Raw genomic sequence first — 13772 nt, 5'->3', positions numbered from 1 at the left:
GCCGCCGCCGGCCGCTGGTCCTTGACCGGGACGCCGCGCGCCTCGGCCGCACTTCCCGGCGCCGAGGCCGGCGGCACGGGAGGAGGCGTCGAAATCGAGGGCGGTGCCATCGACAACAGCGCCGAATTCGCGGCGCGCGTGTTGCTCCACCGCTACGGGGTGGTGTTCCGGCGCCTCTGTACGCGCGAGCCCTGGCTGCCGCCGTGGCGCGAGCTGGTGGCGGTCTACCGCCGCCGCGAGGCGCGCGGCGAGCTGCGCGGCGGGCGCTTCGTCGCCCTGGCCTCGGGGGAGCAGTTCGCGCTCCCCGAGGCGGTCGGACTCCTGCGCGAGGTGCGCCGCCGCGCGACATCCCTGGAGCTCGTGTCGTTGTCCGGTGCCGATCCGCTCAATCTCGTCGGCATCGTCACGCCCGGAAACACGGTGGCCCGCGGATCGGGTCGCGTCCTCTATCTGGATGGCGTCCCCATCGCGTCGCAATCCGGGCGCGAGGTCCACATGAGCGAGAATCTCGACCGGCGCGCCGCCTGGGAAGCCCGCAAGGCGCTGCTGCGCCGAGGCGTCGGGGCTAGCCGGCTCTCGGTGGCCGAAGACGGGGCTACCACCGCGTAGGGCGTGCAGCCGTGAACATCAAAGAAACCATCGCCGCCATCAATCGGATGCAGGCCGACGGCGTCATTGATCGTTACGCCATCGGCGGCGCCGTGGGCGCGACCTTCTACCTCGAACCTGTGGCCACGCTGGATGTGGACGTCTTCATCGCCTTCCGGCCGGAAGCGCGCCAACTCGTCATCAGCCCACAACCCATCTTCGAATACCTCAAGGCGCGGGGCGGCACGATGCAGGGCGAATACATTGTCGTGGCCGGCTGGCCCATCCAGTTTCTCCCGCCGGGAACCCCCCTGGTGGAGGAAGCGCTGAAGGAATCCGGCGAACGAGACGTGGACGGAACACCCGCCCGCGTCTTCACCGCCGAGCACCTCGCCGCCATCGCCCTCCAGACCGGGCGCGCCAAGGACAAAGCCCGCCTGCTCCAGTTCGTCGAGGCCGGCGCGCTCGATGCCGCCCGCTTTCGGGCTATCCTCGCCCGGCATGGGCTCGTTGACCGCTGGCGGCAATTCGAGCGACAATTCCTCACCGACGCGCCATGAGCTTCGACCTGCAAGAGATGCTCGAAAGCAAACGCGCCTTGCGCCGCCAACTTGCCGGCCGGAACGTGGGAGAAAAGTTGCGGATGCTCGATGCGTTACGGCAACGGGCGCTCACCCTCCGCGCCGCGTCCGCGCTCGGCCCGGTGGACACCGACTCCCTTCGGGAAGAACCCCCACCCTACCGCACGAAACCGGCATGAAACCATCACCCCTCAACCACATCGTTGCCCGCATCGCGGACTCCTCCTTCTGCGCCTAAACCAGTGGTTGTAAGCGGTTTAGCCGAATCTGAATGGGATAGTCGATCGCATCCAGCCCCCTGTCGATCAGCATGGTGGCTAGGAACCGGCTTCATCGAGTTCCACCAAAACGAAGCCCGAGCACCCCGAAACGACTGCAACCGACAGCCAGCCAGTAGTTAGCTCGTGGTACTGCATGTATGCCCTGCCGCGGTTAGGCGTTAACGTAGCGCGGCAAACTATCGCAGGGTAGGACGCAATGAAGTCAACTGAATATTTCCAAGCGATACGCTCTCGACCCGATCGGGCGATAATTGAAGACGAATGGATTCAACGCGCCATTGATCGCCCGGAAAAAGAGCACATCCACGCAGACGGTCGTATCCGACGTTGGACTGGAATTGAAGAAATGGAGGGCAGGTACCTGCGAGTGATTTTGCTGCCGGATGGAGAAACAGTCCACAACGCATTCTTTGATAGAGGGTTCAAGCTATGAAGGTCAAGTACTTCGCAGACACGGACACCCTATACATCGAGTTTCGTGATAGAGACATTGCCGATTCGAAGGATCTTGATGAGAACACGGTTCTTGATGTCGATGCACAAGGCAATGTTTGTGCGATCACGTTCGAGCATGCAAGTCAGCGGACGGACGTCCGCCACGTGACGGTGGAAGGTATAGCGGCATAAAAATGGCCCTCCAGCCGAGCGGGGAGTATGGGGTCAGTTCTAATATTCCAACAGCGAGTGTAGGGCGCGTGTCCGTGGGGTAAAGGGGTCAGGGTAAAGGGGTCAAGGGTAAAGGGGTCAAGGGTAAAGGGGTCAGAGCCCTTTTGAAGAAGTGAAGGGCCAGGTCTACCATTGCACTAAATATTCACTAAATATTTGGCCCCCGTTCGTGTGTTATGCAGGAACTGAGGGCGAGAGATTTGGAGCAGGCAATGATAGAATACTGGCAGCTTCGCCGCGAAGGCGGCCAACGCGGTATTGTCGAGATCCTCCCGGGGAGAACATGATTACAAACGAGCAGCAGCTAAACGACCTTGGAACGTATCGCGTGGTTTCAGAACCAAGTGGCGAATCTGCGCAAGACGGAGATCAATCCTTTGAATTACCGGGCAACGGTGTCCGGTTTTCTGGTCGAGATTGACCGCATGCAACTAGAGGTCCGAGAATATCTCAGCTTCCTGCCACCCGAGAGGATAAAGGCAGCCTAACGAGCGGCGCGCAAGCCGACCCAGCCCACGAGTGGATCCTACTGAATCTGAGGGGGTAAAACGGGGGGTCAGTTCTAACATTCCAACAGCGGGCGTAGGGCGCGTGTCCGCGCCAACTCATTCGCAAACGGATGGGTCGAACGAAGCGTTCCGATCGCTTCCCGCAGGGCCGAGCGCACGTCGGGATCGGTGAGAAACGTTTGACGCCGGTAGGTGGTTGGCGGTGAAGAAATAGATGCCACCCGGCACATGGGCGCGACGGTAATCAGGCACGGCGGACTCACACCGCCAGTGAATGGCGCGGACACGCGCCCTACGCTTGTTCCGGAAACAACCCCGGCATCCACCGGTGGGCGAGGGCGGCCGGGAAGGCAAGGCGCAACGGGGCGCGGGAGCTCTCGGACGCCAGCACGCCCCGCTCAATGAGCGCCGCGACAATCCGCCTCGTATTGCGTTCGCTGCCGCCGATCGCATCCGCGGCGTCGCCGCGCGGCAGTCCACCGCGATAGAGCGCCGCTTCAAGGATCGCTCCCGATTTCGGGGGCAGGGCGCCGAGGCGGATTTCCTCTTCGGCCCAGAGCTGGATGCGGGTGCGCAAGCGCTCCGGCTGCATCAGGCCTTCCATGAAGGTCACCTGGTCGATGCAGGTCAGCAGGAAGAGCCGTGTGAATTCCGCCAGCGCCTCTTCGCTTAAGTTCCCGCGCCCGTCCAGATCGTTGCGGCGCGCCTGGTCGCAGTTGGCAAGGTGCTGCTTGTAGATCTCGACGTTGCGAGCAAGGCCGCGCGCCACCGACCAGACCGCGCCGGTATCGAGCAGGTCCAGCAACATCGCGTGTGAGATCAGGCGCGCCACACGGCCGTTGCCGTCGATGAACGGGTGAATCCAGAGCAGGCGGTGATGGGCGGCGGCCGCCGAGAGGAGGGCGTCCGCACGCCCAAGGTTGCCGTAGATATGCCCGAAGCGCTCCAGGAAGCGCGGCACCGCGCCGGGGCTGACGGCGAGGTGGCGTCCGACCTCTACATCACGGAGCCGCAGTTCGCCGGGGACGACGCGGATACGTTCATGGGTGTGCGGGTCCTCGACGAAGAGCAGGTCTTCGGGCAGGAGCTCGCAGAAGCGGCGGTGGGTTTCGCGGATGCCGTCGGTGGTGACGGCGCGCCCCTTGAGCCCGCCTTCGTCGATCCATTTCTGGACGGCGATATGGGCCCGCGCCTCCAGCTGGAGCTCGCGCCTGCGGGCGTCCTGGCTGTAGTCCTCCCTGAGCGCACGTTCGATATCCACGGGGTGCGTATCGTGGCCCTCGATCAGATTGCTGTAATAGCAGTTCATCGCCCGTACAAGGGTCGCGAGGGAGGCCAGCAGGCTGGGCAGGAGGCTGCGCCTGAATCCGGCGGCTTTCTGCGCAAGGTCGAAGGCGAGGTCGGTCAGGCCGGCGCGGTGAGGGGAGCCCTCGGCAATCGTGAGTGGCTCCATCAGTGAAACCAACTCCCGCCGGTGCACCGCTTCTATGGCCGCTTCTTCGTTGCCTCTTTCAATGTTCATAAATGCTTTTATATCAGAATCGTACATATATTTCAAGTGTTTCTTTGGCCGCCAGAATGGCCGCTTCGATTCAAGCATCGCCGCAGCGATCGCCGACGGCGTAAGCAGCTGCGAGAGCGGCCAGGAGGCCTCGGGGGCCTGCGTGATGGGGTTCCTGGAGGACTCCTTCAGCACCCCCGAGTCGTGGTCGGTGCAGACCTCCGTGCAGAAGGTCTCTTTCGGACATCGCCCGCGAGATCGAGCGGCTGGGGTGTGGCGACATTGCGATCCGGTCCGGGGGTGCGCACCGGCGACACCCCCCGCTGCCGAGCGCCTGCGCATGCGCCGCTCTCGCCGCCTCACATCCTGGTCACGGCCCCGGAATCCCTTTATATCCTGCTGACCAGTGCAGGCGGGCGCGCCATGCTCGAGACCGTCCAGACGGTGATCGTGGACGAGGTCCATGCGGTGGTCGCGACGAAGCGCGGCGCTCACCTCGCGCTCAGCCTCGCGTGCCTCGATGCCCTGGCCGGCAAGCCCCTGCGGCGCATCGCGCTCTCGGCTACCCAGCGGCCCATCGATGAGGTCGCCCGCTATCTCTGCGGTGAGGGCCCGTGCCACATCGTGGACATGGGCCACCAGCGTGCCTGGGACTGGGCCTCGTGCTGCCGCAATGCCCGCTCACGGCACTCATGTCAAACGAGGTGTGGGGCGGGGTCTCCGACCGTCTCGCCGATCTGATTGTGCGCCACCGCACGACGATCGTCTTCGTCAACACCCGGCGCATGGCCGAGTGCGTCGCACGGCAATCTGAGCGAAGCGCTAGCTGCTCCTGAAAGGATGGACCCCAGGGACGGGGTCCGCAATGCCTCGCTGCGTGCGGCGGTCACCGCCCGCGCCAGTCTCCCGATGGCGGGATCCGCGCAGGGGTCGAGCCGGCCTGACCCAGCGCCCGCCCAAGCGGCAGAGAAATCCCGCTCGCCGTCAACCTACTATTTGTGGGCGATGTTGCTCGCCCGCATTGATGAAAGCCAGGCCCAGGGATGGGCTGCTTGGCGCGCCGAGGACGCAACGACAGGATGTCGCCGGCCGATCCAGGGATGGATGCTTTACGCCCACCCGAGCTTGAGTTCGATCAGCGGGTGAGCTGGTAGGCGCTTTCCCTCTTGTTCCTGCCGGTCGCAGCACCTCGACTCGCACAGGCGCACTCGCGTCTACGCACCGGACACCACCCCAAAACTCATCTTTGAGCCCCCGCCAACCACGGGGCCGCCCCGACTGAGCGCTTCTCCCCGGCGCCGGACCTTTTTCAGACCGCCAAATCACCGTTAAGCCCGTCCAAACCAAGCATTCTCCATTGCAAACCCGCGTCGAATCGCCTATAGTCGAGACGACAGAAGGCAAGATCCAACGCGCAGCATGATCAGGGCGCAGCGCTTCGAATTCCAACTAACAATGGGTTTGACTCTCAAGGGGCCAACCCCCTTCTTCACTACCAGCCTTATCTGCGGACGTCCATGAAACTCATGATCGATTCTCGGCTGGTGAGACTCTTAAGCGCCGCGCTAGGTGGCTTCATCCTGATCACTGGACTGGCCATAGCTGATACACCAGTTGAAACGGCAGCAGCGCCTAGTGATGGCCAGGAGATACACAACGACAGCTTGACCACACATCCCACCCCCTGGACCGACCACGGCTGGGGGGAGATGACCCCCGAGCGGCGCGCCCAGGCCATCGCCTACTCCGAGATCAAGAATGTCCTGTATTTCGTCACCACGTTCTACTCGTTTTTGATCCTGATCCTGTTCTTGGTCACAGGAAGCTCGGCCAAAATCCGCGCCTGGGCCACGCGCTTGGGCAATAGGCGTTTCTTTGTGCTGGCTCTGTATCTACTCGCCTTCAACCTGATCGTACTGGCCGTCGACTTTCCCTTCACGTACTACTCCGGATACGCGCTCGAATACCAGTACGAACACTCCAACCAGAGCTTCGGGCAGTGGTTCGGCGAGTTCATGAAGGGCGAGGCCATAGGCTTCGTGGTCGGGCTGTTACTCCTCTGGCTTCTTTACCTCGCCATCCGTCGGTCCCCCAGGCGATGGTGGCTCTGGACGGGAGCGTTCACCGCCCCCATCGCGGCCTTCCTCATCGTGATCGCTCCCATCGTGATCGCGCCTATGTTCAACAAGTTCAGCCCGCTCTCGGACGAGGCGCTCAAGACCAAGATTCTGGCGCTCGCCAACCGGGCCGGTATTCCAGACAGTGATATTTTCGAGGTAGACGCGTCCAAGCAGAGCAAGAAATACAACGCGTACGTCACGGGGCTCTTCGGCACCAAGCGCATCGTGCTTTACGACACGATCCTGAAGGATATGGAGCACGAGGAGATTCTGTTTGTCATGAGCCATGAGATCGGGCATTACGTCATGCACCACGTCTGGATCGGCGTCGGATTAGTGACGGCCTTCGTCTTCCTAGCGGCGTACCTGGTCCACCGGATCACCGGCGTCCTCTTGGCGCGCAACAAGGATCGCTGGGGATTCGACAGCCTGGCGGATTTTGCCAGCCTGCCACTTATCCTTTTCCTCTTCTCGGTGTTCGGTTTTCTCTTTCAACCGGCATTCGCGGGCATGGGCCGCTACTTCGAGCACAAGGCCGACGAGTACGGGCTGGCCATGACGGAAGACGGCGTGGCCGCGGCCAAGGCCTTCGAAAAGCTGGCGGCCAAGAACCTGAGTAACCCCGATCCTTCTCCGTTCATCGAGTTCTGGCTCTACGACCACCCGACGATCAAAGATCGCGTCACCTACGTGCTCTCCGAGAAAGAGTAACGCTCCAAGAGATCGTCAACGCTGGTGAGGCGCTACGGAGAATCACTCAGTGAACGACCGACGAACGGAAGTCGTTAGATATCACCGGAATACTTCGCGCAGGAAATTAAGTCGAGCCTGGCCTCACTTAGTTCCAATGGCAGTGCGCCGCCGCGCGGCGCCCCTGGAGCTGGTGTCGTTGTCCGGTGCCGATCCGCTCAACCTGGTCGGCATCGTCACCCCCGGAGGGCGGTGCCCCAGGCGATTCGTCGTACCTGAGCGGCCAGGTATTGCATCCGAACCGCGCAGAAGTGATCAAGGAATGATGCTCCGCTAGCTCTACCAGGACGGGTAAGAAATAGTTTTAGATCCCCTCACCCTGCCTCTCCGAAGACAGGCGGAGCGAGGCTCGGTCATGGGTTCTGCGCTTCGTTAAAGCCGGTCCAGCCAGACGCCCGCCACTTCTCAGCACGCTGCTCGATGTCCACCGCCTGGTGCCGCTCCATGATGGCCATAGCTTCATCAACCTGTTCCTCCGCCAGGCGAACAAGAACCAGGGTGCCACCCTGGCGCAACGCTTCGGCGTAGTAGCCGGTCTTGTCCTTGGGCACGCCTAACTTTTCAACTGCGGTGAATAGTCCGCCGGCGGCGCCCCCCATGCTGGCGCCGAGGAGAGTCGTAGCGAGGGTACCGACGCCGGCTAGCCAGCCGATCCCGGGAATTGCGAAACTCGTAAGGCCGACCAATAACCCGCCCAAGCCACCGACCATTGTGCCCGTACCCACCCCGCTACGGACCTCCTCGGAGCCCGGGGCAGCGCCTTCGAGAGTCGACATCGGGGCAGGGCCCTCAAGACTAGAGGTTTTGTAGCGGGACCATTCACCGGTGGCGTCACTGGCCAATACTCCGATATCGTCCCGCGAATATCCGGCCGTAATCAGATCGCGCGTCGCGCTCTGAGCTTCACTTAAGCTATCAAATAAACCAACCACTGTCTTCATGCTGCTTCTCACTCCGCGATGAACCCCGTTGAGGCCCAGGGTATCCTCGGGCCCTTGCTCGCTGTCCAATATACATTATCACATCACTGCATGATTTCACCCATTTTCATAAACTACGGTGCCTCAAAGGGATCCTCCCTCCGTCCAACGAATGTCGCTTTCCTATCGCAAAGCAGCTAGGCAATATGAGTGCCACCGATCTAGGCGAGATAAACATCTAGAAAGCAAACAGTTTTTGTAACGTTTACGGGTAAAAACTACATGGGCTGTAAGTCTTACCGGAACCCTGGCACCGACCTTCCACCTTTCCCGGGCACGCGAGCGAACGCGCGTGCAGATGGCTTTACCCATTTGACCTCGAAATGAGAGACGCGAACCCGAGGGAGATAACCACTCCTATGATGGCCATCGTGGTGTCTTTTTGTGCATCCCACTCATCTCCTTGAGTACCTAGATAAGCCATGCCAAGCTCCGGACTAACCACCTGTGCCACCCATGATTCGAGGACTTCGAAGAAACCGCTCATGCCAACGATGGTCGATGCTGCAAGCACGAGTGCCCACCCGTGCCGCGCCTTCGCGCGACGGAGCACTAACTCGTAGGCGGGGTAGGCCAGCAGCAGACCGAACGCGAAGTGCACCAAGCGATCATAATGATTTCGATCGAGGTCCATCACTCCCTGCAGCCAGTATCCCAATGGCACTTTGGAGTAGGTGTAATGAGCCCCGATGGCGTGCAATATCATGAAAAGAATGATCAGGACATAGGAGAGATCGGAAAACTGGAAACGGCGATAGGTAACGATGAGCAGCGTCACCGATACCATGGCTAGGATATTTTCCAGCAACCAGTCCTGTCGATCGACGGGCGAGATGGCGAGCACTATCCATAGGAGAAGATAGCCGCCGAGCAACACCTGAAACAGCCGATTCTGCCCGAGCGACAGCCCCGGCTCCGGCGCCGTTGATTGTGTGGTGAACATCATAAGGGGTGCTCCAAGGAGCGATCCGATGGCGGTAGTCGAGGATCCGTAGCGATCCACCGCCTCTGGATCAACACAATCAGCACAGTACAGAGGAGGGAGCCGTACAGCGCTGCGCTCATGTCTTTTTGCGCATCCCACATATCGCCCTGTGATCCGAGAAAGACGAGACCGAGGTCCGGATGCATCAACTGCGCGAACCAGGATTCCACAATCTCCCAGAGACCGCTTAACCCTAGTATCGTGATGTTGGGCAGATAGTATCGCAACCAGCCGCGGACATGCGCGAATAGGCGAAACCACTCCTCCCAAGGATAGGTCAACAGGAACCCGAAACAGAAATGGACAATGCGATCGAAGTGGTTGCGGTCCAAAGCGAGCGCCTGCTGCAACCAGCTTCCGAATGGCACCTCTGCATAAGTGTAGTGAACACCGATCGCGTGTAATGTCAGGAACAGGGTGATCAGAAAATAGGAAATGCTGGACAATGGAAAAGCCCGATAGCTCACCACGAGACCGGCTACCAAGAGCACCGGTAAAATGCTCGCGGCCATCCAAAACTCGCGATCGGCCGGTGCAATCGCCATGGCGATCGAAAAGCTCGCGTACCAAAGCAGCAAGGCGACGATAAATATCTTTCTTCGATAGTTCATGACGCAAAGTCACAGGAAACCGGATAGGCATGGAGCGCGGGCAGCGGCCAGAAAACGGCACACCGCTACGTCCTTTATGCCCCTTCCAGCGGGCTCGCTTGCTCAAGTAGCTTCAAAGGAGCAACTTCCTCAGAATACAGCCAGTTTCGGAGCTCTCCCTGGTTTCGATTCAGCTATCACAGCGCCAAGCGTGGCCTCGAGATAAGCTTTGAGGATCTCCGCAGTCCCGCCAGCGAGGGCGTACTAGTAACCAGTTCAACGCTGCCCGCTTCCACGGCATCGATCAGTTGTGCCGGCGTGCCGTGCCATAACAGCCAGGCTGTATTGGCATCCAGCACCAGCCGCCGCGTGAACGGCCGCCCGCCCGACGCTCAGCTTGGTAGGCATCCATTTCCGCCTGGATTTCGTCGAGCGCCATCGGCGGCAGAGGGTTCGCCGCCAGTGTCTGGCGCGCGCCTGCTTGAGTTTCTCGATGCCCTCGGCGCGAAGTTGCGTCCGCACCATCCGTTCGATCGCCTCCGGCATCAGTAAAACCGCCTTCAAACAAGCTGTATGGTGGCGAGTCCTCGGCGAGCATGCGAGACGAATACCAGTCATTACCTTTTCGTACGTAACCCATTGATATCGCGAACTGTGCCACCGTTGTGAAGGAAATTTCCGGCAATTATATAGTGCTGTGATGAGGATATCTACGCTCATGGCGGCCCGCCTGATCGGCCGCACCGACAGGACCGTGCGCAATTGGGCAGCACGTGGTCTCATCTCGCGGGAGCTGACGTTCGTTGACCTCCCAAGCCGCCTGCGCGAGGTGTCCAAGGCGCAGCCCGTGTGCGGCAGACCGAGGAAGAACCGCGAGGCACCGGCGTGACCGTGGTGTCGAGCGCTAGCGGCCCCCGGCCCGCACCGAGCCAGATTGAGCTATTTGGGATGGCCATCGGGCCAAGACCAGACGACAATCTGTGCGCCTTGCCGGCAGTGCCTGACGACCGTCGCCGTCGTCGGCCTGGGGTCCGGGCCGCACTACAAATCGTTGTACTGTCTTCGCGGCCATTTTCAGCCCTGGTTGCCTCGGCCCCGGCCAGGAGGGGCGCCGATGAGCACCCGGGACTCGGCGGCCGAGTATCTATCCCGGGGCTGGGCGCCTATCCCGATACGGTGGCGCGAAAAGAATCCAGGCTATGACGGGTGGCAGCACTTGCGGGTCACCCCTGAGACTCTCGGGGCCCACTTGCAACGGCGCGCTGCTCGGCGAGCCTAATGGCTGGCTGGTCGATGTGGATCTCGATTGCGCCGAGATCCGGCAAATTGTCGATTACTTCTCGCCCGACACTGGCTCCATCTTCGGTCGGGCCAGCTCGCCGTCCTCACATCGGCTCTTCGTAGCCAACTGTCCGACGAAGAAATTTACTGATCCGATGACTCGTGACCTCAAGAAGGCCATGCTTGTTGAGCTGCGATCCACTGGAGCCCAGACCGTATTCTCGGACAGCGCGCACAAGGAGACGGGCGAGGCTATCGAATGGATATGCGACAACGGCCCGGCCGAGATAGATGGGGCACGGCTTACTCGCCTGGTGGGCCTTGTAGCTGCCTCTGCGCTCATTGCACGGTACTGGCCTACCCATCGTTTCTCTCGCGCTCGCCGGGTCTCTCAGGCACTCAGGGCGAGGTGCCGGCGCATCCGCCCGAGACCGCGGGGGCAAAGGCTCGTCGAGTATCTGCTGCGCAAAGAGGCCGGGGCGAAGGCGGCCTAAAGGAGGCTGTATGAGGTTGCGGCGCTCGCGGCCTTTACCCGCGCTTCACGGCCACGAACCAGCCGCCGAAGGAGCGCTCGCCGTCGTCCACGGAGACCCGCCCGATGATCCCGCGCTTGTCAGCTTGGAGCCGGCCTGAGGAGGTAGCCAGCCCGTTCTGTCTCTCGCCGGTCACGGAGCAATCCCCGTTCACCCGAAACTGGCCCGGCTCGACGGTCACGACGGTGCCATTCGGGAGCAGGCAGCTCCCGGTCGAGCGGCCGGTGGATGTGATCCTCAGGTCGCACCGGCTCCATGCGCCGATACCCTCGAACCCGACCATGGCCACCCAGCCGCCTTGCAAATCGCTCTGCGTGCATTCGGCATGCGCGGCCATGGGGAGTAGGGAAGCCAACACGATCGGTAGTAGTCTCATCTCCTCTGCATCTCCTTTGCTGTGCCCGGGTGAGCGCTTCGATGTGCGGGGCACGCCGTGAACGGGCGCGCTCGACAACTTGTAAGCACGAAGCACGCCCAGGACACGAGCATACGGCGGTGCGGGAGTTCTAGCAAGGCGCAACCTGGCGCGCGAACCGATATCAACCTACGGCCCGCCGACTCCCCAGGTTGCCTCCTCGTGTAGAGGTATCTTAAATCGGTCTCCGTCCCGCGTGGCTCCGAAAGCCAAGACCAACCGTGACAGAGATGCTCATCTCGCCCCTTCGGGGGCGGGCTCTCTCAAGAGGCCAAGATGAAGCCCATCAACACCCGAAACAGAGCACGTCCCATGCGCGCAGAATCCCGCCAACGGCCGGTTGATGACCTGTTCGAGGAGCGGGTACACGAACACCGCGTCGAGCCACCCGAGGACCGCGGTGAAGAGCGCGTGGAAGCTCGCGTAGCGGCGCATCAAGATGCAAAGCGTCTTGCCCTCGGCGGAGACAGCGGCCATGCTGTTTGGAGCCTTGCTGGCAGCCGGGTAGACCACCCTGCGCCGCGTAAGACGGTTGGCGGACCTTGAGCCAGGAACCGAGCAAAGGAACCCTGGCTTGCCATGGCCTCGTGATTGGCTCAACCTATGTCGGGAGCCGCGTCACACCAATCTTCACCAACCTTCGGACAACCGAGCAATGTTGAAGAAGTAGGCAATCAACGAGAAGCGCACATGTTTCCTTATCGCGACGAGAATGAGACCCAGCGCACGGCTATTGTTACCGGGACGATCATCGGCCTGAACGTCTTGACTTGGCTGGTGGTGCAAGGGGCCGGCGACACAATACCGCTGGCCAGGTCTGTCTGCGAACTCGGGCTTATTCCCGGAGAGTTGACCGGTTCACTTCCGGTCGGGACGCACTTCTCCATGGGCGATGGGCTTGTCTGCGCTACCGATCCCGGCCGTCAGCTCGCGCATCTGTTTACCTCCATGTTCATGCATGGATCGTGGATGCATCTGTTGGGGAACATGTGGTTCCTGTGGCTTTTTGGCAACAACGTTGAGGATTCGATGGGCCGGCTACGCTTTATCGCCTTCTATCTCCTCTGCGGACTGGCCGCAGCGATGGGCCAGATCCTGACGAATCCGAGCTCGGCCATTCCCATGGTTGGCGCGTCCGGAGCAATCAGCGGGGTAATGGGCGGCTACCTGCTGCTCTATCCGAACGTGCGCGTCTTCGCGATCCTACCCCTTGGTTTTATTATCACCTCTATAGCTCTGCCCGCCTGGGCCATGCTCGGCTACTGGTTTCTCATTCAGTTTGTGAGTGGGCTGACGGCCTTTGGAAGCGAGATCGGCGGCGTGGCCTTCTGGGCGCATGTCGGCGGGTTCGTGGCGGGCGTCGTGGTTGTTAAGCTGTTTGCCCGTTCAGACTACATATCGGCTCACCGGGCGCACCATTGGCGTCCTCGGCGTCTCATGCGCGACTGACAAAGATCCATTCGCAGACTCCTTCAGCCTCGGCCGGACTTCCCCCCCGACTGGACACGCCCATCCACAGGCCACTGCTACCATGTGGTATTAACCATTCCGGTATTGGCTCTCACGCCGGCACAAGCCTGGGAGGCGGACTTGCTCCCGGCGCGCGCGTCGGGGTAGGCGCCTTCGCCATACCTGGCCGGACAGGCGAGGGCGTGGCGGCCACGCTGCGCATGACGCCGGTCACGCTTGTGCGGCGCCAGGTCATCCGAGACAGGTTGTGAATATGTCGCGGAGATGCTTCTGTTGGTCCCACCCCGGCCCTCCCGGCTTCTTCGTCAGACCGGTCGCGATCTGCTTCTCCAGCGCCTTCGCGCGCGCCGACTGGCGGCAATAGTCGCTGCGAGTTTGGCGCTGAGAGTTTGGGATCAAAGCAAGGATTTCTAAGCAGTTTTTACTCGGCTGGGGCGGTTGCCAGCACCTTGCCGGACTGTCGCGCCCCCTTGACAAAGGCCGATCCGGTTGCCGAAAATTACCCCGAGCCTTCCACAAGGG

General features: G+C 61.4%; 16 protein-coding genes and 1 pseudogene. 10 read left to right on the top strand and 7 right to left on the bottom strand.

From position 1 onward, the window contains the following. From M3461_12210 to M3461_12190, 5 genes are all read left to right on the top strand, one after another. Positions 1–609: ATP-dependent DNA helicase (locus tag M3461_12210; protein MDQ3775056.1), on the top strand; the 609-nt coding region annotated here is incomplete at its 5' end. A gap of 11 nt (positions 610–620) precedes the next feature. Further along, on the top strand, positions 621–1148 hold the full coding sequence (locus tag M3461_12205) for a hypothetical protein (GenBank protein ID MDQ3775055.1): 528 nt from the start codon (positions 621–623) through the stop codon (positions 1146–1148). Beyond that, the gene (locus M3461_12200) at positions 1145–1348 is read left to right on the top strand and encodes a hypothetical protein (GenBank protein ID MDQ3775054.1); all 204 of its coding nucleotides are present in this window, start codon (positions 1145–1147) and stop codon (positions 1346–1348) included. Before M3461_12205 ends, M3461_12200 begins: the two co-directional genes overlap by 4 nt. A 298-nt stretch (positions 1349–1646) precedes the next feature. After that, entirely contained in the window at positions 1647–1883 is a 237-nt protein-coding gene (locus M3461_12195; GenBank protein MDQ3775053.1) for a hypothetical protein, read from the top strand. Next, a complete protein-coding gene (locus M3461_12190; protein ID MDQ3775052.1) occupies positions 1880–2077 on the top strand; it encodes a DUF2283 domain-containing protein in 198 nt (65 codons plus the stop codon). Before M3461_12195 ends, M3461_12190 begins: the two co-directional genes overlap by 4 nt. A gap of 840 nt (positions 2078–2917) precedes the next feature. On the opposite strand, the gene M3461_12185 is transcribed toward M3461_12190, so the two are convergent. Further along, positions 2918–4147, bottom strand: a complete 1230-nt coding sequence (locus M3461_12185; GenBank protein MDQ3775051.1) for a Fic family protein — start codon at positions 4145–4147, stop codon at positions 2918–2920. A 333-nt stretch (positions 4148–4480) separates the two neighbouring features. Between M3461_12185 and M3461_12180 the strand changes: the two are divergent. Together M3461_12180 and M3461_12175 are read left to right on the top strand one after the other, a co-directional pair. Then, positions 4481–4944: pseudogene (locus tag M3461_12180) on the top strand (DEAD/DEAH box helicase). Between the two features lie 846 nt (positions 4945–5790). After that, positions 5791–6957, top strand: a complete 1167-nt coding sequence (locus tag M3461_12175) for a M48 family metallopeptidase (GenBank protein ID MDQ3775050.1) — start codon at positions 5791–5793, stop codon at positions 6955–6957. Between the two features lie 392 nt (positions 6958–7349). Here the strand turns inward: M3461_12175 and M3461_12170 are convergent, their stop codons facing one another. From M3461_12170 to M3461_12155, 4 genes are all read right to left on the bottom strand, one after another. After that, complete coding sequence (locus M3461_12170; GenBank protein ID MDQ3775049.1) at positions 7350–7937, bottom strand: general stress protein; 588 nt, start codon at positions 7935–7937, stop codon at positions 7350–7352. Positions 7938–8280: 343 nt separating this feature from the next. Further along, positions 8281–8922 carry a DUF2238 domain-containing protein gene (locus M3461_12165; protein ID MDQ3775048.1) on the bottom strand — a complete coding sequence of 214 codons (642 nt, stop codon included), beginning with the start codon at positions 8920–8922 and terminating at the stop codon, positions 8281–8283. Next, the gene (locus M3461_12160) at positions 8919–9572 is read right to left on the bottom strand and encodes a DUF2238 domain-containing protein (GenBank protein ID MDQ3775047.1); all 654 of its coding nucleotides are present in this window, start codon (positions 9570–9572) and stop codon (positions 8919–8921) included. The genes M3461_12165 and M3461_12160 overlap by 4 nt, the downstream gene beginning before the upstream one ends. Before the next feature lie 283 nt (positions 9573–9855). Continuing rightward, on the bottom strand, positions 9856–10212 hold the full coding sequence (locus tag M3461_12155) for a hypothetical protein (protein MDQ3775046.1): 357 nt from the start codon (positions 10210–10212) through the stop codon (positions 9856–9858). A gap of 36 nt (positions 10213–10248) precedes the next feature. Here M3461_12155 and M3461_12150 point away from each other — a divergent pair, with 36 nt between their 5' ends. Together M3461_12150 and M3461_12145 are read left to right on the top strand one after the other, a co-directional pair. Then, the gene (locus M3461_12150; GenBank protein MDQ3775045.1) at positions 10249–10440 is read left to right on the top strand and encodes a hypothetical protein; all 192 of its coding nucleotides are present in this window, start codon (positions 10249–10251) and stop codon (positions 10438–10440) included. Positions 10441–10987: 547 nt separating this feature from the next. Beyond that, a complete protein-coding gene (locus M3461_12145; GenBank protein ID MDQ3775044.1) occupies positions 10988–11326 on the top strand; it encodes a hypothetical protein in 339 nt (112 codons plus the stop codon). Between the two features lie 34 nt (positions 11327–11360). Here the strand turns inward: M3461_12145 and M3461_12140 are convergent, their stop codons facing one another. Together M3461_12140 and M3461_12135 are read right to left on the bottom strand one after the other, a co-directional pair. After that, positions 11361–11741, bottom strand: a complete 381-nt coding sequence (locus M3461_12140) for a hypothetical protein (protein ID MDQ3775043.1) — start codon at positions 11739–11741, stop codon at positions 11361–11363. Between the two features lie 273 nt (positions 11742–12014). Continuing rightward, a complete protein-coding gene (locus M3461_12135) occupies positions 12015–12257 on the bottom strand; it encodes a hypothetical protein (GenBank protein MDQ3775042.1) in 243 nt (80 codons plus the stop codon). A 213-nt stretch (positions 12258–12470) separates the two neighbouring features. On the opposite strand from M3461_12135, the gene M3461_12130 reads away from it, so the two are divergent. Then, on the top strand, positions 12471–13229 hold the full coding sequence (locus M3461_12130) for a rhomboid family intramembrane serine protease (protein MDQ3775041.1): 759 nt from the start codon (positions 12471–12473) through the stop codon (positions 13227–13229). The last annotated feature ends 543 nt before the right edge of the window (positions 13230–13772 follow it).

The sequence above is a fragment of the Pseudomonadota bacterium genome, from assembly GCA_030860485.1.
Lineage (GTDB): Bacteria > Pseudomonadota > Gammaproteobacteria > JACCXJ01 > JACCXJ01 > JACCXJ01.
This window is presented reverse-complemented; position numbering and strand designations above follow the sequence as displayed.

Excerpts from the sequence above, each read along its gene's own strand:
- M3461_12200 (MDQ3775054.1), top strand. The coding sequence starts at position 1,145 with ATGAGCTTCGACCTGCAAGAGATGCTCGAAAGCAAACGCGCCTTGCGC.
- M3461_12195 (MDQ3775053.1), top strand. The coding sequence starts at position 1,647 with ATGAAGTCAACTGAATATTTCCAAGCGATACGCTCTCGACCCGATCGG.
- M3461_12190 (MDQ3775052.1), top strand. The coding sequence starts at position 1,880 with ATGAAGGTCAAGTACTTCGCAGACACGGACACCCTATACATCGAGTTT.
- M3461_12185 (MDQ3775051.1), bottom strand. The coding sequence starts at position 4,147 with ATGAACATTGAAAGAGGCAACGAAGAAGCGGCCATAGAAGCGGTGCAC.
- M3461_12170 (MDQ3775049.1), bottom strand. The coding sequence starts at position 7,937 with ATGAAGACAGTGGTTGGTTTATTTGATAGCTTAAGTGAAGCTCAGAGC.
- M3461_12165 (MDQ3775048.1), bottom strand. The coding sequence starts at position 8,922 with ATGATGTTCACCACACAATCAACGGCGCCGGAGCCGGGGCTGTCGCTC.
- M3461_12160 (MDQ3775047.1), bottom strand. The coding sequence starts at position 9,572 with ATGAACTATCGAAGAAAGATATTTATCGTCGCCTTGCTGCTTTGGTAC.
- M3461_12145 (MDQ3775044.1), top strand. The coding sequence starts at position 10,988 with ATGACTCGTGACCTCAAGAAGGCCATGCTTGTTGAGCTGCGATCCACT.
- M3461_12140 (MDQ3775043.1), bottom strand. The coding sequence starts at position 11,741 with ATGAGACTACTACCGATCGTGTTGGCTTCCCTACTCCCCATGGCCGCG.
- M3461_12135 (MDQ3775042.1), bottom strand. The coding sequence starts at position 12,257 with ATGGCCGCTGTCTCCGCCGAGGGCAAGACGCTTTGCATCTTGATGCGC.
- M3461_12130 (MDQ3775041.1), top strand. The coding sequence starts at position 12,471 with ATGTTTCCTTATCGCGACGAGAATGAGACCCAGCGCACGGCTATTGTT.